The following is a 25,209-nucleotide window of genomic DNA, read 5'->3' as shown; positions in this document are numbered from 1 at the left end:
GGACTGTCGATGCATCGGCCCCGGATCCCCGCCGCGGCGCTCGCGGTCGTCGCGGGCGGCGTCGCCGCCGCGCTGCACATCGGCAAGCTGCCGCCGGCGGTGCCGGCCCTTCAAGCCACGCTGGGCATCGGCCTGGTGCAGGCGGGGTTCCTGCTGTCGCTGGTGCAACTGGCGGGCATGACGCTCGGCCTGCTGGTCGGGCTGGCAGCCGACACCATCGGCCTGCGGCGCAGCATGCTGGCCGGACTGATGCTGGTCAGCCTCACGAGTGCGCTGGGAGGCGGGGTAGGGGTCTGGATCGATGACCCGGTCCTTGCGGTCGGCTGGCTGCTCGCCCTGCGCGCGCTCGAGGGCGTCGGCTTCCTGCTGGCCGTGATGCCGGGACCCGGGCTGATCCGCGCGGTGGCCCCTGCCGGCGCGGACAAGAGCGCGATCGGCCTGTGGGGCGCCTACATGCCGTTCGGCGTCGCCCTGGCCTTGCTGCTGGGCCCGGCGTCGATCGCCGGTGCCGGCTGGCCGGGCTGGTGGTGGGCATTGGCGGCGATCTCCGCCGCCGCGGCGGTGGGGGTGGCGCTGGCGGTGCCGCCGGACCGCACCCGCCGGGGCGCGTTGGGCGGTTCGGCCGAGGGGTGGTCGGTGCGACTGCGCGACACCCTGGGCGCGAGCGGGCCCTGGACGCTCGCGCTGGCATTCGCGGTCTATTCCTCGCAATGGATGGCCGTGATCGGTTTCCTGCCTGCCATCTATGCCAGTGCAGGGGTGCCGGCTGGCTGGAATGCGGCGCTCACGGCGCTCGCCGCAGGCGCGAACATCGTCGGCAACGTGGCGGGCGGCCAGCTGCTGCAGCGCGGCATGGTGCCGGTCCGGCTGTTGCGCTGGGGATTTCTCGTGATGGGGCTCGGCAGCGTCGCGGCCTTCGCCGGGATCGGCGCTCCGGAGACGGCCTGGAGCCTGCCGCCGGCACTGCGCTATCTGGCGATCTGCATGTTCTCCCTCGGCGGCGGCGTCGTGCCGGCGACCCTGTTCATGCTCAGCGTGCGGTGCGCGCCCGGCGCTTCCACGGTGTCGACCACCGTCGGCCTGATGCAGCAGGCCTCCTCGTTCGGCCAGTTCGTGGCGCCGCCGGTGGTGGCCTGGCTCGCGCACCGCGTGGGCGGCTGGCAATGGACCTGGACCGTGACCCTGGCGTGTTCGCTCGCGGGCATGGTCCTCGCGGCCCGGCTTTCGCCGTCCGTACCCAAGAGGGGCGCCGCATGACGGACCCTGCAACGGTTTCCGCCGCGCAGGCCGAGGCCGACACCCGGCGCTGGCTCGAACGCGCGGTGATCGGACTCAATCTTTGTCCCTTCGCCAAAGCCGTGCACACGCGCGGCCAGGTCCACTACGCGGCCTTTTTGCAGGATGATGAGTCCGGCCTGATCGAGGCAATGATCCGCGAGGCCGAAGCGCTTGCGGCCTTGGCGCCCTCCGAGCGCGACACCACACTTCTGATGGCACCGAACACCTTGGCCGACTTCCTGGACTTCAACGATTTCACGGCGCGTGCCGAGCGCCGCCTGGGGCGCGCGGGCTTCGACGGGCTTCTGCAACTGGCCAGCTTCCACCCGCGCTTCCAGTTCGGCGGCACCGAGGTCGACGACATCACGAACGCCACCAACCGGGCCCCCTATCCCATGCTGCACCTGCTGCGCGAGGACAGTGTCAGCCGGGCGGTCGACGCCTTTCCGGACGCCGAGGCGATCTTCGGGCGCAACATCGAGACGCTCGAAGCGCTGGGTGCGGCCGGATGGGCGGCGCTGGACGTCGGGCCGGGGAGCGCGCGATGAGCGCCGCGCCGGACCGCTCCAAGCAAGCTCGCACCGCAGTGCGCAGCACGGAGGTTGCCCGATGAGCAAGGCTGCGAAGGCTTCGAAAGCCGAAGCGGAGGTCCTCGGCGAACTGCGGCCGGGCCAGTCGGTCGAGCTACTCAAGGAACTCCATATCCTCACGCGCGAAGGCCGGCTCAACCAGGATTCGCGCCGCAAGCTCAAGCAGGTCTACCACCTGTTCCAGTTCATCGAGAAGCTGTTGCGCGAGCTGCCGGACGACGGCGCCCAGGCCTCGCTGGCCGACCACGGCGCCGGCAAGTCGTACCTGGGCTTCATCATCTACGACCTGTTCTTCAAGCAGCGCGGCGCGGGCCATGTCTACGGCATCGAGACCCGGGCCGAGCTGGTCGAGAAGTCGCGCACGCTGGCCCAGCGGCTGGGCTTCGATCGCATGGCCTTCCTCAATCTCACGGTGGCCGAATCCGCCAGCGCGGCCGAGCTGCCGCCGCGGATCGACGTCGTGACCGCGCTCCATGCCTGCGACACCGCCACCGACGACGCCATTGCTTTCGGGCTGGCGAAGCAGGCGCGCTTCATGGTGCTGGTGCCTTGCTGCCAGGCCGAGATCGCCGCCTGCCTGCGCCAGACCAAGGCGCTGGCGCTCTCGCGCACGCCGCTGGCGGAGCTGTGGCGCCACCCGTTGCACACGCGCGAGATCGGCAGCCAGCTCACCAATGTGCTGCGCTGCCTGTATCTGGAAGCGAACGGCTACCAGGTCACGGTGACGGAACTCGTGGGCTGGGAGCACAGCATGAAGAACGAGCTGATCATCGCGCGCCACACCGGCCAGCGCAAAGCCAGCGCGGCCGAGCGGCTGCGCGAACTGCTCGACCAGTTCGGGCTCGCGACGCTGCTGGAGACCCGCTTCCGGCTCTCCTGAGCCGCGCACCCCTGCGCCACCTTCGCCATGGCTCGATTGCCCCGTCTCACGCTGGCCGGCCAGCCGCACCACGTGATCCAGCGAGGAAACAACCGCCAGGCCGTGTTCCTCGACCGCGCCGACCGCGAGATGTTCCTGGGGCTCCTGGGCGAAAACGCGGCTCGCTTCGGCATTGCGCTTCACGCCTACGTGCTGATGGACAACCACTTCCATCTGCTGGCCACGCCCTCGACCGCCGACGGCTTGCCGCAGTGGATGCAGGCGGTGGGTCGGCGCTATGTTCGCTACTTCAATGACCGGCACGGCCGCAGCGGCACCTTGTGGGAAGGGCGCTACAAGTCGACGCTGATCCAGACCGACCGCTATTTGCTGGCCTGCATGGCCTACATCGACCTGAACCCGGTGCGCGCCGGCCTCGCGGCCGAGGCGCGCGACTACCCGTGGTCGAGCCACGCGCACTACGCGGGACTCGTGCACGACAAGCTGCTCACGCCGCACGCGCTCTACTGGGCGCTCGGCAACACCCCATTCGCGCGCGAGGCCGCCTATGCCGAAATGGTGCGTGCGGGCATTCCGGCCGCCGCCCAGGCGCTGCTGACCGAGGCCACCCTGCACGGCTGGGCGGTCGGCGATCGCGACTTTGTCGATTCGTTACAAAAAACCACAGGGCGCCGTACGCTGAAAGCCCGCGCCGGGCGGCCGCCGCTGCCTCATCCGCGTTAGTCGACGCCGAGAAGTCGCCCGCAGAGTCTTGCGAATGCGCTATGGTTTTTGATGTGTCCCTAATTGTTAACCAATGGATTTCGTCGGGATTTAATTGGAATCTGACCCCAATTAAATGATTTGGCATTATTTGTGCAACGCAATATGCTCCTCTTCCCTGCGAAAACTGAAGGAGCACGCCCATGACGACGGCTGCCGAGATCCAGCATCTCCAAGAACACGGTCTTTATTCCGCCGCTGACGAGCATGACGCCTGCGGCGTCGGCTTCGTGGCCCACATCAAGGGCGAGAAAAGCCACGCCATCGTGCTGCAGGGCTTGAAGATTCTCGAGAATCTGGACCACCGCGGCGCCGTGGGCGCCGACAAGTTGATGGGCGACGGCGCCGGCATCCTGATCCAGCTGCCCGACCTGCTGTACCGCGAGGAGATGGCAAGCCAAGGCGTGACCCTGCCGCCACCCGGCGAATACGGCGTCGGCATGATCTTCCTGCCGAAGGAGCATGCCTCCCGCGAAGCCTGCGAGCAGGAGATGGAGCGCGCGATCAAGGTCGAAGGCCAGGTGCTGCTGGGCTGGCGCGACGTCCCGGTCAACCGCGAGATGCCGATGTCGCCCAACGTGCGCGCCAAGGAGCCGCTGCTGCGCCAGGTGTTCATCGGCCGCGGCAACGACGTCATCGTCCAGGATGCGCTGGAGCGCAAGCTCTACGTGATCCGCAAGACCGCCAGCGCCAACATCCAGCGCCTGAAGCTCAAGCACAGCAAGGAATACTACGTGCCGAGCATGTCGAGCCGCACGGTGGTCTACAAGGGCCTGCTGCTGGCCGACCAGGTTGGCACCTACTACCTCGACTTGCAGGACAAGCGCTGTATCTCGGCCCTGGGCCTGGTGCACCAGCGGTTCTCGACCAACACCTTCCCCGAGTGGCCGCTGGCCCACCCGTACCGCTATGTCGCCCACAACGGCGAGATCAACACGGTCAAGGGCAACTACAACTGGATGAAGGCACGCGAGGGCGTGATGTCCTCGCCGGTGCTGGGCGCCGACCTGCAGAAGCTGTATCCGATCAGCTTCGCCGGCCAGTCCGACACCGCCACCTTCGACAACTGCCTCGAGCTGCTGACGATGGCCGGCTACCCGATCAGCCAGGCCGTGATGATGATGATTCCCGAGCCCTGGGAGCAGCACGCCACGATGGATCCGCGCCGCCGCGCGTTCTATGAATACCACGCCGCGATGCTCGAGCCCTGGGACGGCCCGGCCTCGATCGTCTTCACCGACGGCCGCCAGATCGGCGCCACGCTCGACCGCAACGGCCTGCGTCCGTCGCGCTACTGCGTCACCGACGACGACCTGGTGATCATGGGTTCGGAGTCCGGCGTGCTGCCGGTGCCCGAGCAGAAGATCGTGCGCAAGTGGCGCCTGCAGCCCGGCAAGATGTTCCTGATCGACCTCGAGCAGGGCCGCATGATCGACGACGAGGAAGTCAAGTCGACGCTGGCCAACAGCAAGCCCTACAAGCAGTGGATCGAGAACCTGCGCATCAAGCTCGACAGCGTCGAGGCCGAGACGGTGCAGGCACCGGTCAGCCCGGTCAGCCTGCTCGATCGTCAGCAGGCTTTCGGCTACACCCAGGAAGACATCAAGTTCCTGATGAGCCCGATGGCGGCCGCCGGCGAGGAAGGCATCGGCTCGATGGGCAACGACAGCCCGCTGGCCGTGCTCTCGAACAAGAACAAGCCGCTCTACAACTACTTCAAGCAGCTGTTCGCGCAAGTGACGAACCCGCCGATCGACCCGATCCGCGAGGCGATCGTGATGTCGCTGGTGTCCTTCATCGGCCCGAAGCCGAACCTGCTGGACATCAACCAGGTCAACCCGCCGATGCGGCTCGAGGTGAGCCAGCCGATTCTCGACTTCGCCGACATGGCGAAGCTGCGCGACATCGGCACCTACACGCAGGGCAAGTTCAAGAGCTACACGCTCGACATCACCTACCCGCTGGGCTGGGGCGACGAGGGCGTCGAGGCCAAGCTGGCCTCGCTGTGCGCCGAAGCCGTGGACGCGATCAAGGGCGGCCACAACATCCTGATCGTGAGCGACCGCAACGTCGGCCCGACGCAAGTCGCGATCCCCGCCCTGCTGGCGCTGTCGGCGATCCACCAGTACCTGGTGCGGGAAGGCCTGCGCACCACGGCCGGCCTGGTGGTCGAGACCGGCTCGGCGCGCGAAGTGCATCACTTCGGCGTGCTCGCGGGCTACGGCGCCGAAGCCGTGCATCCCTACCTGGCGATGGAAACGCTGGCCGCGATGCACGAAGACCTGTCCGGCGACCTGAGCGCCGACAAGGCGATCTACAACTACGTCAAGGCAGTCGGCAAGGGGCTGTCGAAGATCATGTCGAAGATGGGTGTCAGCACCTACATGAGCTATTGCGGCGCCCAGCTGTTCGAGGCCATCGGTCTCAACAGCGAGACGATCGGCAAGTACTTCACCGGCACCGCCAGCCGGGTCGAGGGCATCGGCGTGTTCGAGATCGCGCAGGAAGCGATCCGCATGCACAAGGCCGCCTTCAGCGACGACCCGGTGCTCGCCCACATGCTCGACGCCGGCGGCGAGTACGCCTGGCGCACCCGCGGCGAAGAGCACATGTGGACGCCCGACGCGATCGCCAAGCTGCAGCACGCGACGCGCGCCAACAACTTCAACACCTACAAGGAATACGCGCAGATCGTCAACGACCAGAACCGCCGCCATCTCACGCTGCGCGGCCTGTTCGAGTTCAGGATCGATCCGGCAAAGGCCATTTCGGTCGACGAGGTCGAGCCCGCGACCGAGATCGTCAAGCGCTTCGCCACCGGTGCGATGTCGCTCGGCTCGATCAGCACCGAGGCACACGCGACCCTGGCCGTGGCGATGAACCGCATCGGCGGCAAGAGCAACACCGGCGAGGGCGGGGAAGACCCGGCGCGCTACCGCAACGAGCTCAAGGGGATCCCGATCAAGATGGGCGACACGCTCAAGAGCGTGATCGGCGAGGCCAATGTCGAGGTCGACCTGGCGCTCGAGGCCGGCGACTCGCTGCGTTCGAAGATCAAGCAGGTGGCATCGGGCCGCTTCGGCGTCACGGCCGAGTACCTGTCCTCGGCCGACCAGGTGCAGATCAAGATGGCGCAGGGCGCCAAGCCCGGCGAGGGCGGCCAGCTGCCCGGCGGCAAGGTCACGAAGTACATCGGCCAGATGCGCTACTCGGTGCCGGGCGTGGGCCTGATCTCGCCGCCGCCGCACCACGACATCTATTCGATCGAGGACCTGGCGCAGCTGATCCACGACCTGAAGAACGTCGCGCCGCACGCCAGCGTCAGCGTCAAGCTCGTGAGCGAAGTCGGTGTCGGCACCATCGCCGCCGGCGTCGCCAAGTGCAAGAGCGACCACGTGGTGATCGCGGGCCATGACGGCGGCACCGGCGCTTCGCCCTGGTCGTCGATCAAGCACGCCGGCAGCCCGTGGGAGATCGGCCTGGCCGAGACCCAGCAGACCCTGGTGCTGAACCGCCTGCGCGGGCGCATCCGCGTGCAGGCCGACGGTCAGATGAAGACCGGTCGCGACGTCGCCATCGGCGCCTTGCTGGGTGCCGACGAATTCGGTTTCGCGACCGCGCCGCTGGTGGTCGAAGGCTGCATCATGATGCGCAAGTGCCACCTGAACACCTGCCCGGTGGGCGTGGCCACGCAGGACCCGGTGCTGCGCCGCAAGTTCTCGGGCAAGCCCGAGCACGTGGTCAACTACTTCTTCTTCGTCGCCGAGGAAGTGCGCCAGATCATGGCCCAGCTCGGCGTGCGCAAGTTCGACGACCTGATCGGCCGTGCCGACCTGCTCGACACCAAGCAGGGCATCGAGCATTGGAAGGCCCGCGGGCTCGACTTCGGCCGCCTGTTCGCGCAGCCGAACGTGCCGGCCGACGTGCCGCGCTTCCATGTCGACAGCCAGGACCACGGGCTCGAGAAGAGCCTGGACGTGAAGCTGATCGAGAAGTCGCGCCCGGCGATCGAGAAGGGCGAAAAGGTGCAGTTCATCGAGATCGCGCGCAACGTCAATCGCTCGGTCGGCGCCATGCTGTCGGGCGCACTGACCAAGGTGCACCCGCAGGGCCTGCCCGACGACTCGATCCGCATCCAGCTCGAAGGCACGGGCGGCCAGTCCTTCGGCGCCTTCCTGGCGCGCGGCATCACGCTCTACCTGATCGGCGATGCCAACGACTACACCGGCAAGGGCCTGTCGGGCGGCCGCGTGGTGGTGCGTCCCAGCCTCGACTTCCGCGGCGAGGCGGTGCGCAACACCATCGTCGGCAACACCGCGCTGTATGGCGCGACCACCGGCGAGGCCTACCTCTGCGGCGTGGCCGGCGAGCGCTTCGCGGTGCGGCTGTCGGGCGCCACCGCGGTGGTCGAAGGCACCGGCGACCATGGCTGCGAATACATGACCGGCGGCACGGTCGCGGTGCTCGGCAAGACCGGGCGCAACTTCGCCGCCGGCATGAGCGGCGGCGTGGCCTTCGTCTATGACGAGGACGGCCAGTTCGCCTCGCGCTGCAACCTCACGATGGTCTCGCTCGAGAAGGTGCTGACCTCGGCTGAGCAGACCGCCAGCGTGCACCGCAAGGTCTGGCACGACGGCGAGACCGACGAGGCGCAATTGCGCAAGCTGCTCGAGGACCATCACCGCTGGACCGGCAGCAAGCGCGCGCGCGAGCTGCTCGACAGCTGGGCGGTCTCGCGGACCAAGTTCGTCAAGGTCTTCCCGAACGAATACAAGCGTGCGCTGGCCGAGATCCACGACCGCGAGGTCGAGCTCACCAGCAGCGGCAACAACGCGCATGCGGGCATGGAACCGCACGCGGCCGCGAAGTCGGTGGCGGCGGTCTGACGAGCGATAACGAACAAAGAGGAAAGCACGATGGGAAAAATCACCGGCTTCATGGAGCATGAGCGTATCGAGGAGGGCTACAAGCCCGTCCAGGAACGGGTCAAGCATCACAAGGAATTCGTCGTCGGACTCGACGAGGCGCAAGCCAAGGTGCAGGGCGCGCGCTGCATGGACTGCGGCACGCCGTTCTGCAACAGCGGCTGCCCGGTCAACAACATCATTCCGGACTTCAACGACCTCGTCTATCGCAGCGACTGGCAGAGCGCCTTCGTGGTGCTCGACTCGACCAACAACTTCCCGGAGTTCACCGGCCGCATCTGTCCGGCGCCCTGCGAGGCCGCCTGCGTGCTCAACGTCAACGACGATCCCGTAGGCATCAAGTCGATCGAGCACGCGATCATCGACCGCGCCTGGGACGAAGGCTGGGTCGCGGCCCGGCCGGCCAAGCACAAGACCGGCAAGAAGGTCGCGGTGGTCGGCTCCGGCCCGGCCGGCATGGCGGCGGCGCAGCAACTCGCGCGCGTCGGCCACGACGTCACGCTGTTCGAGAAGAACGACCGCATCGGCGGCCTGCTGCGCTACGGCATCCCCGACTTCAAGATGGAGAAGGTGCACATCGACCGCCGCGTCGAGCAGATGAAGGCCGAAGGCGTGAGCTTCCGCACCGGCGTGATGGTCGGCGCCGCCAAGGATCCGCTGGGCAAGGGCTCCAAGGTCACCAACTGGGCCAAGGAAACCGTCACGCCCGAACAGCTCGACCGCGAGTTCGATGCGGTGCTGCTGACCGGCGGCGCCGAGCAGTCGCGCGACCTGCCGGTGCCCGGCCGCGATCTCGACGGCATCCACTTCGCGATGGAATTCCTGCCGCAGCAGAACAAGATCAACGCCGGCGACAAGGTCAAGGGCCAGCTGCGGGCCGACGGCAAGCACGTGATCGTGATCGGCGGCGGAGACACCGGCTCCGACTGCGTCGGCACCAGCAATCGCCATGGCGCCGCCAGCGTGACCCAGTTCGAACTGATGCCGCAGCCGCCGGAGGAAGAGAACCGGCCGATGACCTGGCCCTACTGGCCGTACAAGCTGCGCACCAGCTCCAGCCACGAGGAGGGCTGCGAGCGCGAGTTCGCCATCTCCACCAAGGAATTCATCGGCGAGAAGGGCAAGGTCACGGGACTCAAGACCGTGCGCGTCGAATGGAAGGACGGCAAGATGGTCGAAGTGCCCGGCAGCGAGCAGGTGCTCAAGGCCGACCTGGTGCTGCTGGCGATGGGCTTCGTGAGCCCGGTGGCCAACGTGCTGGATGCCTTCGGCGTCGAGATGGACGCCCGCGGCAATGCCAAGGCCAGCATCGACTTCATCGGCGGCTACGCGACCAATGTGCCGAAGGTGTTCGCCGCCGGCGACATCCGCCGCGGCCAGTCGCTGGTGGTCTGGGCCATCCGCGAAGGGCGCCAGGCGGCACGCTCGGTCGACGAATTCCTGATGGGTTTCAGCGACCTGCCGCGCTGAAGTGGCCCCCACGCTCCCCCACTTCGTGTGGGTCGCTGCCCCCCGAGGGGGCCGCAGGCCGCCTTGGGGCGGCCCGGCGCCGGCCTGAGCCCCCACGCTCCCCCACTTCGTGTGGGTCGCTGCCCCCCGAGGGGGAAGTCGCAGGCCGCCCGTCTGCGCGAAGCGCGGACTTCGCCGCGCTGGCGGCCCGGCGCCGGCCTGAGCCCCCCGCTCTTCCCCATTGGTGGGGGTTGCTGCCCCCGAAGGGGCTGCGGGCCGCCTCCGTGCTTTCCCTTATCATTGGCTGTTACCGCGAGCCGGGATGTCCTCATGGACGCCCCGGCTTTTTCATTGCCATGGACCCATCACCTCCCACTTCCCTCGTTGAGTTTCGCGACGTCGCCTTCGGCTACGGCGATCGCACGATCCTCGACGGCGTCTCGTTCTCCGTGCCGCGCGGCAAGGTGACGGCGCTGATGGGTGCCTCGGGCGGCGGCAAGACCACCGTGCTGCGCCTGATCGGCGGGCAGGTGCGGGCGCGCCGTGGCGAAGTGCGGGTCAATGGCGACGATGTCGGCAAGATGGGTTCCGCTGCGCTCTATGCGGCCCGGCGCCGCATGGGCATGCTGTTCCAGTTCGGCGCGCTGTTCACCGACATGAGCGTGTTCGACAACGTCGCTTTCCCGCTGCGCGAGCACACGCGGCTGCCCGAGGGGCTGGTGCGCGACATCGTGCTCATGAAACTCGACGCGGTCGGCCTGCGCGGCGCCCGCGAGCTGATGCCCAGCGAGGTCTCCGGCGGCATGGCCCGGCGCGTGGCGCTGGCGCGGGCGATCGCGCTCGACCCCGACCTCGTGATGTACGACGAACCCTTCGCCGGCCTGGATCCGATCTCGCTCGGCACCGCGGCGCGGCTGATCCGGCAGTTGAACGACACGCTGGGCCTGACCAGCGTGGTCGTGTCGCACGACCTCGAAGAGACCTTCCGCATCGCCGACCACGTGATCATCCTGGCCAACGGCGGCATCGCCGCCCAGGGCACGCCGCAAGAGGTGCGCGTCAGCACCGACCCGCTGGTCCATCAGTTCGTCAATGCGCTGCCCGAGGGGCCGGTGCATTTCCACTATCCCGCGGTCGGCGTCGAGGATGACTTCGGCAATGCGCAGGGGGGGCGCGAATGAGCTGGTACAAGCCATCGGATGTCGGCTTTGCCGTGCGCAGCAAGCTGGCCGACTTCGGGCTCGGCGCACGCCTGTTCGTGCGGCTGGCCTTCCAGGGGGCTCGAAGCCTGCAGCGCTTCGGACTGGTGCGCGACCAGATCCATTTCCTGGGCAATTACTCGCTCGCGATCATTGCGGTCTCGGGCCTGTTCGTGGGCTTCGTGCTGGGGCTGCAGGGCTACTACACGCTGCAGCGCTACGGCTCGTCCGAAGCATTGGGCCTGCTGGTGGCGCTGGGCCTGGTGCGCGAACTCGGCCCGGTGGTCGCGGCGCTGCTGTTTGCGGGTCGCGCGGGCACCTCGCTCACGGCCGAGATCGGCCTCATGAAGGCCGGCGAGCAATTGAGCGCCATGGAGATGATGGCGGTCGACCCGGTGCAGCGCATCCTGGCGCCGCGCTTCTGGGCCGGCGTGATCACCATGCCCCTGCTGGCGGCGGTGTTCAGCGCGGTCGGCGTGATCGGCGGCTACGTGGTCGGCGTGCTGATGCTGGGCGTCGATCCGGGCGCCTTCTGGGGCCAGATGCAGGGCGGTGTCGATGTCTGGCGCGATGTCGGCAACGGCGTCGTCAAGAGCATCGTCTTCGGTTTTGCCGTGACCTTCATCGCGCTGCTGCAGGGCTACCAGTCGCAGCCGACGCCCGAGGGCGTGTCGCGCGCCACCACGCGGACGGTCGTGGTCGCCTCGCTCAGCGTGCTCGGGCTCGACTTCATGCTGACAGCCATGATGTTCAGCATTTAGGCCAATCGTTTCGAGAGAGTGCAACACATGCAACGTTCCAACAATGACATCTGGGTCGGCCTGTTCGTGCTGATCGGCGGCGCGGCGCTGCTGTTCCTGGCGCTTCAGTCGGCCAATCTGCTGGGCCTGAACTTCAACAAGACCTACGCCGTGACCGCGCGCTTCGACAACATCGGCGGCCTCAAGCCCCAGACGGCGGTCAAGAGCGCCGGCGTGGTGGTCGGGCGTGTCGAATCCATCACGTTTGACGACAAGAATTTCCAGGCCGCGGTGACGCTGGCGCTTCAAAATCGCTACAGTTTCCCCAAGGACAGCTCGTTCAAGATCCTGACCAGCGGCCTGCTCGGCGAGCAGTACATCGGGATCGAAGCTGGCGCCGACGAAAAGAACCTGCAGGCTGGCGACGTCGTGACCGACACGCAATCCGCCGTCGTGCTTGAAAACCTGATCAGCCAGTTCCTGTACAGCAAAGCGGCGGAGGGGAGCACGCCCCCCGGCAACGCCAACAAGAAATGAAACCACGATTTCCATCCGCCGGCCGGCCCGTGCGCGGCCGGCTCGCCATCGGTGCGCGCGGCGCATTGGCCGCCGGCTTCCTCGTCCTCGCTACCGGCTGCGCCACGGGCCCCGGCGCCAACCCGGCGGACCCTTTGGAGCCGCTCAATCGGCAGGTCCACCGCTTCAACAGCGCCGTCGACGATGCCGTGCTGAAACCGGTCGCAACGGTCTATCAGGCGGTCCTGCCGTCGCCGGTGCGCACGGGCGTCAGCAATTTCTTCGGCAATCTCTCGGACGTCTGGAGCTTCGCCAACAGCGTGGCGCAGCTCAAGCTCCAGGACAGTGCGCAGACCTTCATGCGCGTGAACGTCAACAGCGTCTTCGGTCTGGGCGGGATTCTCGATGTCGCCACCGAACTCGGGATCGATCGCCGTAGCGAGGATTTCGGGCAGACGCTGGGCCGCTGGGGAGTACCAGCGGGGCCGTACCTGGTGCTGCCGCTGCTTGGGCCCTCGACGCTGCGCGACACCGTCGCGCTGCCGGTGGACATCCAGGGCGATCTGGTGAACCACGTGGCGGATATCCCGGTGCGCAATTCACTGTACGCTCTTCGCTACACCGACATCCGTGCCAGCCTGCTGCGGGTGGGCCAGTTGCTTGACGATGCCGCGCTCGACAAGTACACCTTCACGCGTGACGCCTTCCTGCAGCGCCGCCACAACGAAGTCCACGACGGCAACTTGCCCGACGACGGCAACTAGGGCCAGCGCGCGGGCGGCCGCCGATTGCATTCAGTTGCAGCGCCGGGCGCCCGCCGTTGAACCCTGTCGGCCAGACAGGGCTCCAAACCCTCAGAGCGTCTGCTCGATATTTGATGACAAGGGATTGATTCGATGAACCAGATTCTTCAACGCCGTACCCTGGGACGCCTTGCGCTGGCCGGCCTGCTGCTGGTGGGGGCCGGCGTCGGATTCGTGCGGCCGGCCCAGGCTGCCGACGAGGCACCCGATGCGCTGGTGAAGCGTCTGTCCTCGGATGTGCTCGACACCATCAAGGCCGACAAGTCGATCAAGGCCGGCGACATCGGCAAGATCATGGTGCTGGTCGACACCAAGATCATGCCGAACGTGAACTTCCTGCGCATGACGTCTTCTGCCGTCGGTCCGGCCTGGCGCCAGGCCACGCCGGAGCAGCAGAAGCGGCTCGAAGAGGAGTTCAAGACGCTCCTGGTGCGCACCTACGCGGGTGCCCTCGACCAGGTCAGCGACCAGACCGTGAGCGTGCGTCCGTTCCGCGGCTCGCCCGATGACAAGGAGGTGCTGGTGCGCACCGAAGTCAAGGGCGGTGGCGGCGACCCGGTGCAGCTCGACTACCGGCTCGAGAAGACGCCGGGCGAAGCCGGCGGCTGGAAGATCTACAACATCAACGTGCTGGGCGTGTGGCTGGTGGATACCTACCGCACCCAGTTTGCGCAGCAGATCAACAGCAAGGGCATCGACGGGCTGATCGCCGCCCTGGCGGCGCGCAACAAGAGCAACGGCAAGGGCTGAGTCCGCCATGCTGGTGCTGCCGCCCAAGTTGACGCACGACGAAGCGCCTGCCTGCGCCTACATGCTCCAGCAGGGGCTGGCCGGGCAGACGGACACGGCCACGGTGGTCGACGCCAGTGCGCTGGTCCACTTCGATTCCTCGGCGCTCGCGGTGCTGCTCGAGTGTCGGCGCGAGTCGAGCGCACTCGGCCGCGGCTTCGCGGTGAAAGGCCTGCCGACGCGCCTGCGCGAATTGGCCGCCCTGTACGGAATCGCAGGCCTTTTGCCCGCGGCCCCGTAGTTGTTGCTCGCCCCCAGGTTGCCCGGCACTTCGTGTCCGGGCGCCCACCCCCTACCGGGGGCAACACCAGCGGCCCGGCGAAGCCGGTTCCGCGGTGTTTCACGAACGGGCCTGGCTGCGCCGGCCGGGACAACCGCGCTGCTCCTCCTTCTCGGCCGGCGCAGCCAGGCCCATTGGTGGGCAGTCGCGGAACCGGCTTCGCCGGGCCGCTGACTGCGCCCCCGGTAGGGGGTGGGCGGCTACACGAAGTGAGCCAACCTGGGGGCGAGCTTAAAATGCTCCGTTCCCATGCCCGCGATCTCCTTCCAATCGGTCTCCAAGACCTACCCCGCCTCACGCCAGCAACGAAACCAGGGCAAACCTGGGCTTCGCGCTGTCGACGACGTGAGCTTCCAGATCGAGGAGGGCGAGTTCTTCGGCCTCCTGGGGCCGAACGGCGCCGGCAAGACCACGCTGATCAGCATGCTCGCGGGTCTCGCGCGCCCGACCAGCGGCGCCATCGGCGTCCACGGTTTCGACGTGCAGAAGGACTACGCCCAGGCGCGCCGCCAGCTCGGCGTGGTGCCGCAGGAGCTGGTCTTCGACCCCTTCTTCAACGTCCGCGAGGCGCTGCGCATCCAGTCGGGCTATTTCGGCATCCGGAACAACGACGCCTGGATCGACGAACTGCTGCACAGCCTCGGCCTGGCCGACAAGGCGAACGCCAACATGCGGCAGCTCTCGGGCGGCATGAAGCGGCGCGTGCTGGTCGCGCAGGCGCTGGTCCACAAGCCGCCGGTGATCGTTCTGGACGAACCCACCGCAGGCGTCGACGTCGAGCTGCGGCAGACGCTGTGGCAGTTCGTGGCCAAGCTCAACAAGCAGGGCAGCACGGTGCTGCTGACCACCCACTACCTCGAGGAGGCCGAGGCGCTGTGCCATCGGATCGCGATGCTCAAGCAGGGCCGCGTGATCGCGCTCGACCGCACCAGCGAGCTGCTGCGCAATGCCGCCAGCAACGTGCTGCGCTTCAAGACCGACGGCATGCTGCCCTGGTCGATCGCGCAGCACGCGCGCATCACGGGTCGCATCGTGCAGTTGCCGGCGCAGAACGCCCATGAGGTCGAGCAGCTGCTGGCCGCGATCCGCGAAGCCGGCCTCGATGTCGAGGACGTCGAGATGCGCAAGGCCGACCTCGAGGACGTGTTCATCGACCTGATGGCCGGCGAGCAGACGCCGCTGGAGGTCGCCCGATGAGCGCCGCGCCCAAGCAAGCGAACGCCCCCTCGGGGGGCAGCTCGGACACGCAGTGCCGGGCGTGGGGGCTCACATGATGATCAACGCGTTGGGGTGGCGGGCGCTTCTGTACAAGGAAACGCTGCGCTTCTGGAAGGTCGGCTTCCAGACCGTCGGCGCCCCGGTGCTGACCGCGGTGCTCTACCTGATGGTCTTCGGCCACGTGCTGGAGGATCACGTCAAGGTCTACGGCACGGTGAGCTACACGGCCTTCCTGGTGCCGGGCCTGGTGATGATGAGCGTGTTGCAGAACGCCTTCGCCAACAGCTCGTCGTCGATCATCCAGAGCAAGATTATGGGCAGCCTGGTGTTCGTGCTGCTGACGCCGCTCTCGCACTGGGGCTGGTTCTTCGCCTATGTCGGCTCGTCGATCGTGCGCGGGCTGGCCGTCGGCCTGGGCGTGTTCGTGGTGACGGCCTTCTTTGCCATGCCGGGGTTCGTGGCGCCGCTGTGGATCCTGGTGTTCGCCTTCCTGGGCGCCGCCATCCTGGGCACGCTGGGGCTGATCGCCGGCCTCTGGGCCGAGAAGTTCGACCAGATGGCGGTGTTCCAGAACTTCCTCATCATGCCGATGACCTTCCTGTCCGGCGTGTTCTATTCGATCGGCTCGCTGCCGCCTTTCTGGCAGACGGTGAGCCACCTGAACCCCTTCTTCTACATGATCGACGGCTTCCGTTTCGGCTTTTTCGGCGTCAGCGACGCCTCGCCGTGGCTGAGCCTGGCGATCGTCGGCAGCGCCTGGCTGGTGGTGAGCGCGATCGCGGTCCACCTGCTGCGCATCGGCTACAAAATCCGCGGATGAAATGAACCACCCCCGAAGCGCCTGCGGCGCCCCGAGTCGCCGCCAGAGGCGGCGGCTCTTCGGGTCCGTCCAAGCCTGCCCATGCAGGCTTGGAGCCGCGGACCTCAGCCCCTCAAGGGGGATACCGGCGGCCCGGCAAAGCCGGCTCCGCGGTATCCCTGGCCTTGCGCCGGGACGGCTTCATGCGTCTCGGGTCACGCGATCGCGCGCTGGAAAACTGACATGACTGCAGAAGAATTGAAATCGATCATCCAGGCGGGCCTGCCCTGCGACTACATCACGCTCGAGGGTGATGGCCGCCACTGGTACGCCACCATCGTCTCGCCCGAATTCGAGGGCAAGCGCGCCATCCAGCGTCATCAGCGGGTCTATGCCACCCTGGGCGCGAAAATGCATACCGACGAGGTGCATGCGCTCTCGATGAAAACCTTCACGCCTGCCGAATGGGCAGGCCAGTCTCGCTAGATCTCCGCTGGATTCCTCATGGACAAACTCTTGATTCGCGGCGGGCGCAAGCTTCGCGGCGAAGTACTCATTTCCGGCGCCAAGAACGCGGCGTTGCCCGAACTCTGCGCGGCGCTCCTGACCGACCAACCGGTCACGCTGCACAACGTGCCGCGCCTCAAGGACGTCGCGACCATGCTCAAGCTGGTCCACAACATGGGCGTCGTGGCCGAACGCGACGACAACGGCACGGTTCGCATCGATGCGCGTGCGCTCGAACTGCCCGAGGCGCCCTATGAGCTGGTCAAGACCATGCGTGCCTCGGTGCTTGCACTCGGACCGCTGTTGGCGCGCTTCGGCCGAGCCAGGGTCTCGCTGCCCGGCGGCTGCGCCATCGGCTCGCGGCCGGTCGACCAGCACATCAAGGGCCTGCAGGCCATGGGCGCCGAGATCGTGGTCGATCACGGCTACATGGTGGCGCGCATCGGCGATGGCCGCACGCGCTTGCACGGCGCCCGCATCACGACCGACATGGTGACCGTCACGGGCACCGAGAATTTCATGATGGCGGCCGTGCTGGCCGATGGCGAGACCGTGCTGGAGAACGCCGCCCAGGAGCCCGAGATCGCGGACCTGGCCGAGATGCTGATCGCGATGGGGGCGACGATCGAAGGCCATGGCAGCAGCCGCATCCGGATCCAGGGCGTCGACCGGCTGAACGGCTGCACCCACCAGGTGGTGGCGGACCGGATCGAGGCCGGCACCTTCCTGTGCGCCGTGGCCGCGACCGGCGGCGACGTGTTCCTGAAGCATGGCCGGGCCGATCATCTCGACGCGGTCATCGAAAAGCTGCGCGAAGCCGGCGCGCAGGTGTCGGCGGTCGAGGGCGGTATCCGCGTTCAAAGCCAGGGCCGGCTCAAGGCGCAGAGCTTCCGCACCACCGAGTACCCGGGTTTCCCGACCGACATGCAGGCCCAGTTCATGGCGCTCAATGCGATCGCCGAAGGCACCTCGACCGTGACCGAGACGATCTTCGAGAATCGCTTCATGCACGTCGACGAGATGCTGCGCCTGGGCGCCAAGATCCAGACCGACGGCAAGGTGGCAGTGATCGAGGGCGTCTCGCAGCTGTCCGGCGCCACCGTGATGGCGACCGACCTGCGGGCGTCCGCCAGCCTGGTGATCGCCGGCCTCGTGGCCGACGGCGAGACCATGGTGGATCGCATCTATCACCTCGACCGCGGCTACGACCGCATGGAAGGCAAGCTGCGCGGCCTGGGCGCCGACATCGAGCGGGTCAGCGGGTCGACGGAGGTGCTGCCGTGATCACGCTCGCGCTCTCGAAGGGCCGCATCTTCGAGGAAACGCTGCCGCTGCTGGCTGCGGCCGGCATCGAGGTGACCGAGGATCCGGAGACCTCGCGCAAGCTGATCCTGGCCACCACGCGGCCCGATGTGCGCGTGGTGCTGGTGCGTGCGTCGGACGTGCCGACCTACGTCCAGTATGGCGGCGCCGACCTCGGCGTGACCGGCCTCGACGTGCTGCTCGAGCATGGCAACCAGGGCCTCTACCAGCCGCTGGACCTGCGCATCGCAGCCTGTCGCCTGAGCGTCGCGGTGCGCGCCGACTACGACTACGCCTCGGCCGTCAAGCAGGGCTCGCGCCTCAAGGTGGCGACCAAGTACGTCGGCCTGGCGCGCGAGTTCTTCGCCAGCAAGGGTGTGCACGTCGACCTGATCAAGCTCTACGGCAGCATGGAGCTGGCGCCGCTCACCGGCCTCGCCGACGCGATCGTCGACCTGGTCTCGACCGGCAACACGCTCAAGGCCAACCACCTGGTGGAGGTCGAGCGCATCATGGACATCAGCGCCCGCCTGGTGGTCAACCAGGCCGCGCTCAAGCTCAAGCAAGAGGCCATCCGCCACATCGTCGACGCCTTCGCATCGGCCATTCCGAAATGAACCTGAAAGCCGCCCCCGCCCGTCTCTCGACCGCTTCGGCCACCTTCGAGGCCGAATTCAAGGCGCGCCTGCATTGGTCCGCCGAGGCCGATGCCGCGATCGAGCAGGTGGTGGCCGACATCCTCGCCGACGTGCGTCGCCGCGGCGACGAGGCGGTGCTCGAGTACACGCGCCGTTTCGATCGACTCGACCTCGACAGCGTCGACGCGCTGGAACTGACGGCGGCCGAGCTTCGTTCCGCCTTCGAGTCGCTGCCGTTCGAGCAGCGGGAGGCGCTCGAAGCCGCCGCGCGCCGCGTGCGCACCTACCATGAGGCCCAGAAGAAGGCCAGCGGCGAGAGCTGGAGCTACCGCGATGCCGACGGCACGCTGCTCGGCCAGAAGGTCACGCCGCTGGACCGCGTCGGCATCTACGTGCCGGGCGGCAAGGCCGCCTATCCGTCGAGCGTGCTGATGAACGCGATTCCCGCGCACGTCGCCGGTGTCGGCGAAATCATCATGGTCGTGCCCACGCCGGGCGGCGAGAAGAACCCGCTGGTGCTGGCCGCTGCGCACGTCGCAGGCGTGACGCGCGCCTTCACCATCGGCGGCGCCCAGGCGGTGGCGGCGCTGGCCTACGGCACGGCGACGATTCCGGCGGTCGACAAGATCACCGGGCCGGGCAACGCCTACGTCGCGGCCGCCAAGCGCCGTGTCTTCGGCACCGTGGGCATCGACATGATCGCGGGCCCGAGCGAGATCCTGGTGCTGGCCGACGGCAGCACCTCGCCCGAGTGGGTGGCCATGGACCTGTTCAGCCAGGCCGAGCACGACGAGCTGGCGCAGAGCATCCTGCTGTGTCCGGACGCCGGCTACATCGAGCGCGTGCAGCATGAGATCGACCGGCTGCTGCCCTCGATGCCGCGCGCCGCGATCATCGCCGCCTCGCTCAGCGGCCGTGGCGCCCTGATCCAGACACGCAGCATGGAAGAGGCGTGCGAGATCAGCAACCGCATCGCACCCGAGCACCTGGAAGTCAGCAGCACGCAGCCGCACCGCTGGGAGCCGCTGCTGCGGCATGCGGGCGCGATCTTCCTGGGCGCCTACACCAGCGAAAGCCTGGGCGACTATTGCGCCGGCCCCAACCACGTGCTGCCGACCAGCGGCACCGCGCGTTTCAGCTCGCCGCTCGGCGTCTACGATTTCCAGAAGCGCTCGAGCCTGATCGAGGTCAGCGAGGAGGGCGCCCAGGTGCTCGGCCAGGTCGCCTCGGTGCTGGCGCACGGCGAGGGGCTGCAGGCGCATGCGCGGGCGGCCGAGTTGCGCCTGCGCGGCGCCACGCCGTGAAACCGGACGGCATGGATCTCAAGACCAGTCGGGGGCATCCCTGGACCCTGGGCCAGAAGCTGCGACGCGCTTCCTGGATGCTGGTCTGGGCCCTGCTGGGTCGCGTCGGGCCGCGCGCGCTGTCGCCGCTTCGGCTCTTCCTGTTGCGGCTCTACGGCGCCCGGCTCGGCGAGAAGGTGCTGATCAGCGCCGGCGTGAAGGTGCTGATGCCGTGGAATCTCGTGATCGGCGAGTACACCGCGATCGGCGAAGGCGTCGAGATCTACAACTACGGCGAGGTCCGGATCGGCAAGAACTGCTGCGTCTCGCAGCGGGTGTGGCTGTGCACCGGCACCCACGACTACAAGCGGCCCAGCTTTCCGCTGATCTGGGACGACATCCGCGTCGGCGATGGCGTCTGGCTGGCGGCCGAGACCTTCGTGGCGCCGGGCGTCACGATCGGCGATGGCGCCGTGGTCGGCGCCCGCTCGGTCGTGACGCGCGATCTCGAGGGCCACTGCGTCCATGCGGGGAACCCATGCGTGCTGATCAAGCCACGCCCGCGCGACTGATCCGCGCGGCGGGCGCCTGCCTGGCGCTGCTGATGCTGTCGACGCTCGCGCAGGCGATGTCGATCCGCGAACTGCGCATGCTCGAGGCCAACGAGAAGGAGGGCAAGCTCTACGCCAACTACTACCTCGTGGGTGTCATGGAGGGTTTGCGCGAGGCCAGCGACGCGGAGCAGCGCGCGGGCCACCAGCCGATCTTCTGCTTCAACGGCCGCCGGCTCGAACCCGTGATGGCACGCTCGCTCTACCAATCCGAACTGACGCGCAACGCCGACAGCTACGAGGCCGACATGCCGGTCCAGCTGGTGCTTTCCGCCGCGCTGCGCAACAGCTACCGCTGCAACCCCTGAACTCCGAATGACTGCCACCGACGACACCCGCCGCGCACTGGGCCGCATCCGCGCCGACATCCAATCCATGCATGCCTATGCCGTGCAGGACGCCCGCGGCCTGCTCAAGCTCGACGCCATGGAGAACCCCCACGGCCTGCCGCCCGCGCTGCAGGCCGCGCTCGGGCAGCGCCTCGGCGCCCTGGCGCTGAACCGCTACCCGGGGGAACGCGGCGCCGACCTGCAGCGAGCGCTGGCCGCCCATGCCGCCATGCCCGAGGGCTTTTCGTTGATGCTCGGCAACGGCTCGGACGAGCTGATCTCCTTGCTGGCGATGGCCTGCGACCTGCCCGGTGCCGCGATCCTGGCGCCGGTGCCTGGCTTCGTGATGTACGCCGTGAGCGCCCAGCTGCAGGGGCTGCGCTTTGTCGGCGTGCCGCTGACCGCCGATTTCGAGCTCGACGAGACCGCCATGCTCGAAGCCATCGCCAGGGAGAAGCCGGCCATCGTCTTCCTGGCCTATCCGAACAACCCGACCGCCAACCTGTGGGACGACGCGGTGATCGAGAAGATCGTCCTGGCCCAGGGCGCGCAGGGCGGCCTGGTGGTCATCGACGAGGCCTACCAGCCGTTTGCCGGCCGCAGCTACATCGACCGCGTTGCGCGCCACGGCCACGTGCTCCTGATGCGCACGCTCAGCAAGTTCGGCCTGGCCGGAGCCCGGCTGGGCTACCTGATGGGGCCCGCGGCGCTGATTGCGGAGGTCGACAAGGTGCGCCCGCCCTACAACATCAGCGTGCTCAACTGCGAATGCGCACTGTTCGCGCTCGAGCATGCCGAGGTGTTCGCCGGGCAGGCGGCCGAGATCCGCGACCAGCGCGCGGGGGTGGTCGAGCGCCTGGCGCGGCTGCCGGCGGTCAAGAGCTGGCCGAGCGAGGCCAACATGATCCTGATCCGGGTGCCCGATGCCGCAAAGACCTTCGAAGGAATGAAGGCGCGCGGCGTGCTGGTCAAGAACGTTTCTAAAATGCACCCATTGCTCGCGAACTGCCTGCGCCTTACGGTCGGAACCTCCGACGAGAACGCGCAGATGCTCGCCGCCCTCGAAGCCTCACTATGAATACCCCTCTGGCACCCGAAGCCGTCGTCGCCACCGGCGCGCGCACGGCCTGCGTCACCCGCAACACGGCCGAAACCAAGATCACTGTCCAGGTCGACCTCGACGGCACCGGCCGCGCGAAACTGTCGACCGGCATCGGCTTTTTCGACCACATGCTCGACCAGATCGCCCGTCACGGCCTGATCGACCTCGACATCGACTGCCAGGGCGACCTGCACATCGACGGCCACCACACGGTGGAGGATGTGGGCATCACGCTGGGCCAGGCCGTGGCCAAGGCCGTGGGCGACAAGAAGGGCATCCGCCGCTATGGCCACGCCTACGTCCCGCTGGACGAGGCGCTGAGCCGCGTGGTGATCGATTTCTCCGGCCGCCCGGGCCTGGTGATGGACGTTCCCTTCACCAGTGGCATGATCGGCACCTTCGACAGCCAGCTGACCTACGAGTTCTTCCACGGCTTTGCCAACCACGCCTTCGTGACACTGCATATCGACAACCTCAAGGGTGTCAACGCGCACCACCAGTGCGAGACCGTGTTCAAGGCCTTCGCGCGGGCGCTTCGCTCCGCCCTGGAACTCGACCCGCGCTCCGCGGGTGTCATTCCTTCCACCAAGGGTTCGCTCTGAGCCGCCACGACTCCCAATGACCGCCAATACCGTCGCCGTCGTCGACTACGGCATGGGCAACCTGCGCTCGGTGTCGCAGGCCGTGCAGCACGCGGCCGACCAGGTCGGGGTGGAGGTGTTCGTCACCTCCGATCCGGAGGTGGTGCGCCGGGCCACCCGGGTGGTGCTGCCGGGGCAGGGCGCCATGCCCGACTGCATGCGCGAGCTGGCCGACTCCGGCCTGCTCGAGTCGGTGCTCGAGGCCGCGGCCAGCAAGCCGCTGTTCGGTGTCTGCGTCGGCATGCAGATGCTGCTGTCCCACAGCGACGAAGGGCCGACCGACGGCCTGGGCCTGATCCCCGGCGAAGTGCGCAGGTTCGAACTCGAGGGCCGCACGCAGCCGGACGGCAGCCGCTACAAGGTGCCGCAGATGGGCTGGAACCAGGTCTTGCAGACGCGGGCGCACCCGGTCTGGGCCGGGGTGCCCGACCAGAGCTACTTCTATTTCGTCCACAGCTTCTACGCCAGGCCCGCCGACGTCGCCCACAGCGTAGGGGAGGCCGACTACGGCGAGCGCTTTACCGCCGCCCTGGCACGCGATAATATTTTTGCGACCCAGTTCCACCCCGAGAAGAGTGCGGAGCACGGGTTGCAGCTCTATCGAAATTTCCTCCACTGGAATCCCTGACGCAGTGAACGCCTCCATCGCTCGGCCCCGGCCTGTGCCTGCCGGGTTCTGAGTACCATCGCGCATTCCCCCGCCCACTGTCCCCGTCCCCCTTCGTCCGCCACGCAATCCCGCATCACCATGCTTCTCATTCCTGCGATCGACCTCAAGGATGGCCACTGTGTTCGCCTCAAGCAAGGCGATATGGACCAGTCCACCACTTTCAGCGAAGACCCGGCCGCCATGGCGCGCAAATGGCTTGAAGCCGGTGCGCGCCGGCTGCACCTGGTCGACCTGAATGGCGCCTTTGCCGGCAAACCGCAGAATCATGCGGCGATCAAGGCGATCCTGAGGGAAGTCGGCGACGACATCCCGGTGCAGCTCGGTGGCGGCATCCGCGACCTGGACACCATCGAGCGCTACATCGACGACGGCTTGCGCTACGTGATCATCGGCACCGCGGCGGTCAAGAATCCCGGCTTCCTGAAAGATGCCTGCAGCGCCTTCGGCGGCCACATCATCGTCGGCCTCGACGCCAAGGACGGCAAGGTGGCGACCGACGGCTGGAGCAAGCTGACCGGCCACGAGGTCGCCGACCTGGGCAAGAAGTTCGAGGACTACGGCGTCGAGTCGATCATCTACACCGACATCGGCCGCGACGGCATGCTGTCGGGCATCAACATCGAGGCCACCGTGCGGCTGGCGCAGGCGCTCACGATCCCCGTGATCGCCTCGGGCGGGCTGTCGAACATGGCTGACATCGACAAGCTGTGCGCGGTCGAGCACGACGGCGTCGAGGGCGTGATCTGCGGCCGTGCGATCTACTCGGGCGACCTCGATTTCGCCGCCGCCCAGGCCCGCGCGGACGAACTGGCGGCATAGGCTCGCCCCCAGGTTGGCTCACTTCGTGTAGCCGCCCACCCCCTGCCGGGGGCAACACCTGCGGCCTGGCAAAGCCAGATCCGCGGTGTTTCACGAACGGGCCTGGCTGCGCCGGCCGGTGCAGCGGGCTATTCTGTTTTGACGGCCATCGTCTGGATGATGGTTTCGAGCTGCGGGCTCATGGGCAGGTCGAGGCTGGTGCCGGACGGCAGCTTGCGCAGGAACCAGCGCTTGTACTGGCGCTCGATCTCGCCGTCCTCGGCCAGCGCCTGGAAGGTATCGTTGACCACCTTGGCCAGCTGCGGATCGTCCTTGCGGTACATCACGCCGTAGGGGTCGTACGAGAGGAAGTCGCCGACCACCTGGTAGTCGCTGGCACCTCCGGCGCCGCCCCGGTCCTGCGCAATCAGGCCGTACAGCAGCACCTCGTCGGTCGCGAAGGCCTCGGCCTGGCCGGACTTCACCAGCGCGAACGATTCGGCATGATCGCGCGACACCAGCAGGTTCAGTCCCAGCTTGAAGCGGGCCGACAGGTCGCGCAGGGTCTTCTCGTTGGTGGTGCCGGCGGTCACGGCCACCGGCTTGCCGGCCAGGTCGCGGAACGACTGGATCGGCGAGCCCTTCTTCACCAGCAGCCGGGTGCCCGAGACAAACATCGTCGGCGAGAAGGCCACGCGTTTCTGGCGCTCCAGGTTGCTGGTGGTGGAGCCGCATTCGAGGTCGACCTGGCCGCTGACCACCGCATCGATGCGCGATTCGGCGGTCACGGGCAGCCAGCGGATGGCCAGCGTCTTGTGCACCGCATCGCTCATGGCCTCGACCACCGCCTTGCACAGCTCGATCGAGTAGCCGATCGGTTCCTTGCGCGGCGACAGGAAGGAGAACGGCACCGACGACTCCCGGTAGCCGATGACCACCACACCGGCGTCCCGTGCCCTGGCCAGGGTGCCGGTAAGGGTCGCCGGACCCGCCGGCGCCGGCTCGGGCTGCGCGAGCGCGGCCGGCGCCAGGCCCAGCAGAGCGCCCAGCAGCACGGCGGCAGTCCCGAGGCGGATCCGGAAGGGCGTCATGGCCGCTCC

At 67.7% G+C, this 25,209-nt stretch carries 25 protein-coding genes; 24 read left to right on the top strand and 1 reads right to left on the bottom strand.

Translation table 11 applies throughout. From position 1 onward, the window contains the following. The first annotated feature begins 9 nt into the window (after positions 1-9). The 24 genes from AC1DYK_RS01990 to hisA all read left to right on the top strand — a co-directional run bounded on the left by AC1DYK_RS01990 (position 10) and on the right by hisA (position 24,130). Positions 10-1,257 (top strand): MFS transporter, encoded by a 1,248-nt coding sequence (locus AC1DYK_RS01990; protein WP_478164725.1) that lies wholly within the window; start codon positions 10-12, stop codon positions 1,255-1,257. Then, the gene (locus tag AC1DYK_RS01985) at positions 1,254-1,826 is read left to right on the top strand and encodes a DUF1415 domain-containing protein (protein ID WP_478164724.1); all 573 of its coding nucleotides are present in this window, start codon (positions 1,254-1,256) and stop codon (positions 1,824-1,826) included. Before AC1DYK_RS01990 ends, AC1DYK_RS01985 begins: the two co-directional genes overlap by 4 nt. A 61-nt stretch (positions 1,827-1,887) precedes the next feature. Next, positions 1,888-2,748: a class I SAM-dependent methyltransferase gene (locus tag AC1DYK_RS01980; RefSeq protein WP_478164723.1), complete on the top strand. Its 861-nt coding sequence runs from the start codon at positions 1,888-1,890 to the stop codon at positions 2,746-2,748. Positions 2,749-2,775: 27 nt separating this feature from the next. Then, a complete protein-coding gene (locus tag AC1DYK_RS01975) occupies positions 2,776-3,471 on the top strand; it encodes a transposase (RefSeq protein WP_478164722.1) in 696 nt (231 codons plus the stop codon). A gap of 182 nt (positions 3,472-3,653) precedes the next feature. Beyond that, the gene (locus AC1DYK_RS01970) at positions 3,654-8,396 is read left to right on the top strand and encodes a glutamate synthase-related protein (RefSeq protein ID WP_478164721.1); all 4,743 of its coding nucleotides are present in this window, start codon (positions 3,654-3,656) and stop codon (positions 8,394-8,396) included. A 30-nt stretch (positions 8,397-8,426) separates the two neighbouring features. Then, positions 8,427-9,905 (top strand): glutamate synthase subunit beta, encoded by a 1,479-nt coding sequence (locus AC1DYK_RS01965; RefSeq protein ID WP_478164720.1) that lies wholly within the window; start codon positions 8,427-8,429, stop codon positions 9,903-9,905. Between the two features lie 335 nt (positions 9,906-10,240). Continuing rightward, positions 10,241-11,065, top strand: coding sequence for an ABC transporter ATP-binding protein (locus tag AC1DYK_RS01960; RefSeq protein ID WP_478164719.1), 825 nt, complete (start codon positions 10,241-10,243; stop codon positions 11,063-11,065). Then, entirely contained in the window at positions 11,062-11,844 is a 783-nt protein-coding gene (mlaE, locus tag AC1DYK_RS01955; RefSeq protein WP_478093861.1) for a lipid asymmetry maintenance ABC transporter permease subunit MlaE, read from the top strand. Before AC1DYK_RS01960 ends, mlaE begins: the two co-directional genes overlap by 4 nt. A gap of 27 nt (positions 11,845-11,871) precedes the next feature. After that, positions 11,872-12,360 carry an outer membrane lipid asymmetry maintenance protein MlaD gene (gene mlaD / locus AC1DYK_RS01950; RefSeq protein WP_478164718.1) on the top strand — a complete coding sequence of 163 codons (489 nt, stop codon included), beginning with the start codon at positions 11,872-11,874 and terminating at the stop codon, positions 12,358-12,360. Beyond that, a complete protein-coding gene (locus tag AC1DYK_RS01945) occupies positions 12,357-13,103 on the top strand; it encodes an MlaA family lipoprotein (RefSeq protein WP_478164717.1) in 747 nt (248 codons plus the stop codon). Before mlaD ends, AC1DYK_RS01945 begins: the two co-directional genes overlap by 4 nt. A 132-nt stretch (positions 13,104-13,235) precedes the next feature. After that, a complete protein-coding gene (locus tag AC1DYK_RS01940) occupies positions 13,236-13,892 on the top strand; it encodes an MlaC/ttg2D family ABC transporter substrate-binding protein (RefSeq protein ID WP_478164716.1) in 657 nt (218 codons plus the stop codon). A 7-nt stretch (positions 13,893-13,899) separates the two neighbouring features. Continuing rightward, on the top strand, positions 13,900-14,172 hold the full coding sequence (locus tag AC1DYK_RS01935) for an STAS domain-containing protein (protein ID WP_478156828.1): 273 nt from the start codon (positions 13,900-13,902) through the stop codon (positions 14,170-14,172). Between the two features lie 288 nt (positions 14,173-14,460). Continuing rightward, the gene (locus AC1DYK_RS01930) at positions 14,461-15,408 is read left to right on the top strand and encodes an ABC transporter ATP-binding protein (protein WP_478164715.1); all 948 of its coding nucleotides are present in this window, start codon (positions 14,461-14,463) and stop codon (positions 15,406-15,408) included. Between the two features lie 76 nt (positions 15,409-15,484). Beyond that, positions 15,485-16,249, top strand: coding sequence for an ABC transporter permease (locus AC1DYK_RS01925; protein WP_478088913.1), 765 nt, complete (start codon positions 15,485-15,487; stop codon positions 16,247-16,249). A 222-nt stretch (positions 16,250-16,471) separates the two neighbouring features. Next, positions 16,472-16,714: a BolA family protein gene (locus tag AC1DYK_RS01920; protein WP_478164714.1), complete on the top strand. Its 243-nt coding sequence runs from the start codon at positions 16,472-16,474 to the stop codon at positions 16,712-16,714. A gap of 18 nt (positions 16,715-16,732) precedes the next feature. Next, positions 16,733-18,019: a UDP-N-acetylglucosamine 1-carboxyvinyltransferase gene (gene murA, locus AC1DYK_RS01915; protein ID WP_478164713.1), complete on the top strand. Its 1,287-nt coding sequence runs from the start codon at positions 16,733-16,735 to the stop codon at positions 18,017-18,019. Continuing rightward, complete coding sequence (gene hisG / locus AC1DYK_RS01910) at positions 18,016-18,654, top strand: ATP phosphoribosyltransferase (RefSeq protein WP_442284735.1); 639 nt, start codon at positions 18,016-18,018, stop codon at positions 18,652-18,654. The genes murA and hisG overlap by 4 nt, the downstream gene beginning before the upstream one ends. Next, positions 18,651-19,979, top strand: coding sequence for a histidinol dehydrogenase (gene hisD / locus AC1DYK_RS01905; protein WP_478164712.1), 1,329 nt, complete (start codon positions 18,651-18,653; stop codon positions 19,977-19,979). Before hisG ends, hisD begins: the two co-directional genes overlap by 4 nt. 11 nt (positions 19,980-19,990) lie before the next feature. Continuing rightward, complete coding sequence (locus tag AC1DYK_RS01900; RefSeq protein ID WP_478088888.1) at positions 19,991-20,530, top strand: LbetaH domain-containing protein; 540 nt, start codon at positions 19,991-19,993, stop codon at positions 20,528-20,530. After that, positions 20,497-20,877 carry a hypothetical protein gene (locus tag AC1DYK_RS01895; RefSeq protein WP_478164711.1) on the top strand — a complete coding sequence of 127 codons (381 nt, stop codon included), beginning with the start codon at positions 20,497-20,499 and terminating at the stop codon, positions 20,875-20,877. The genes AC1DYK_RS01900 and AC1DYK_RS01895 overlap by 34 nt, the downstream gene beginning before the upstream one ends. 7 nt (positions 20,878-20,884) lie before the next feature. Beyond that, on the top strand, positions 20,885-21,976 hold the full coding sequence (gene hisC / locus AC1DYK_RS01890; RefSeq protein WP_478164710.1) for a histidinol-phosphate transaminase: 1,092 nt from the start codon (positions 20,885-20,887) through the stop codon (positions 21,974-21,976). Then, positions 21,973-22,602, top strand: a complete 630-nt coding sequence (gene hisB / locus AC1DYK_RS01885; protein WP_478088892.1) for an imidazoleglycerol-phosphate dehydratase HisB — start codon at positions 21,973-21,975, stop codon at positions 22,600-22,602. The genes hisC and hisB overlap by 4 nt, the downstream gene beginning before the upstream one ends. A 16-nt stretch (positions 22,603-22,618) precedes the next feature. After that, positions 22,619-23,269, top strand: a complete 651-nt coding sequence (gene hisH / locus AC1DYK_RS01880) for an imidazole glycerol phosphate synthase subunit HisH (RefSeq protein WP_478164709.1) — start codon at positions 22,619-22,621, stop codon at positions 23,267-23,269. A 120-nt stretch (positions 23,270-23,389) separates the two neighbouring features. Further along, a complete protein-coding gene (hisA, locus tag AC1DYK_RS01875; protein WP_478164708.1) occupies positions 23,390-24,130 on the top strand; it encodes a 1-(5-phosphoribosyl)-5-[(5-phosphoribosylamino)methylideneamino]imidazole-4-carboxamide isomerase in 741 nt (246 codons plus the stop codon). Positions 24,131-24,258: 128 nt separating this feature from the next. Here hisA and AC1DYK_RS01870 read toward each other — a convergent pair whose 3' ends face one another. After that, a complete protein-coding gene (locus AC1DYK_RS01870; RefSeq protein ID WP_478164707.1) occupies positions 24,259-25,200 on the bottom strand; it encodes an amino acid ABC transporter substrate-binding protein in 942 nt (313 codons plus the stop codon). Positions 25,201-25,209: the final 9 nt, after the last annotated feature.

The organism is Variovorax sp. P2_H12, from assembly GCF_056403395.1.
The sequence above is the reverse complement of the archived record's forward strand: the minus strand, read 5'-3'. Positions and strand labels throughout refer to the sequence as shown.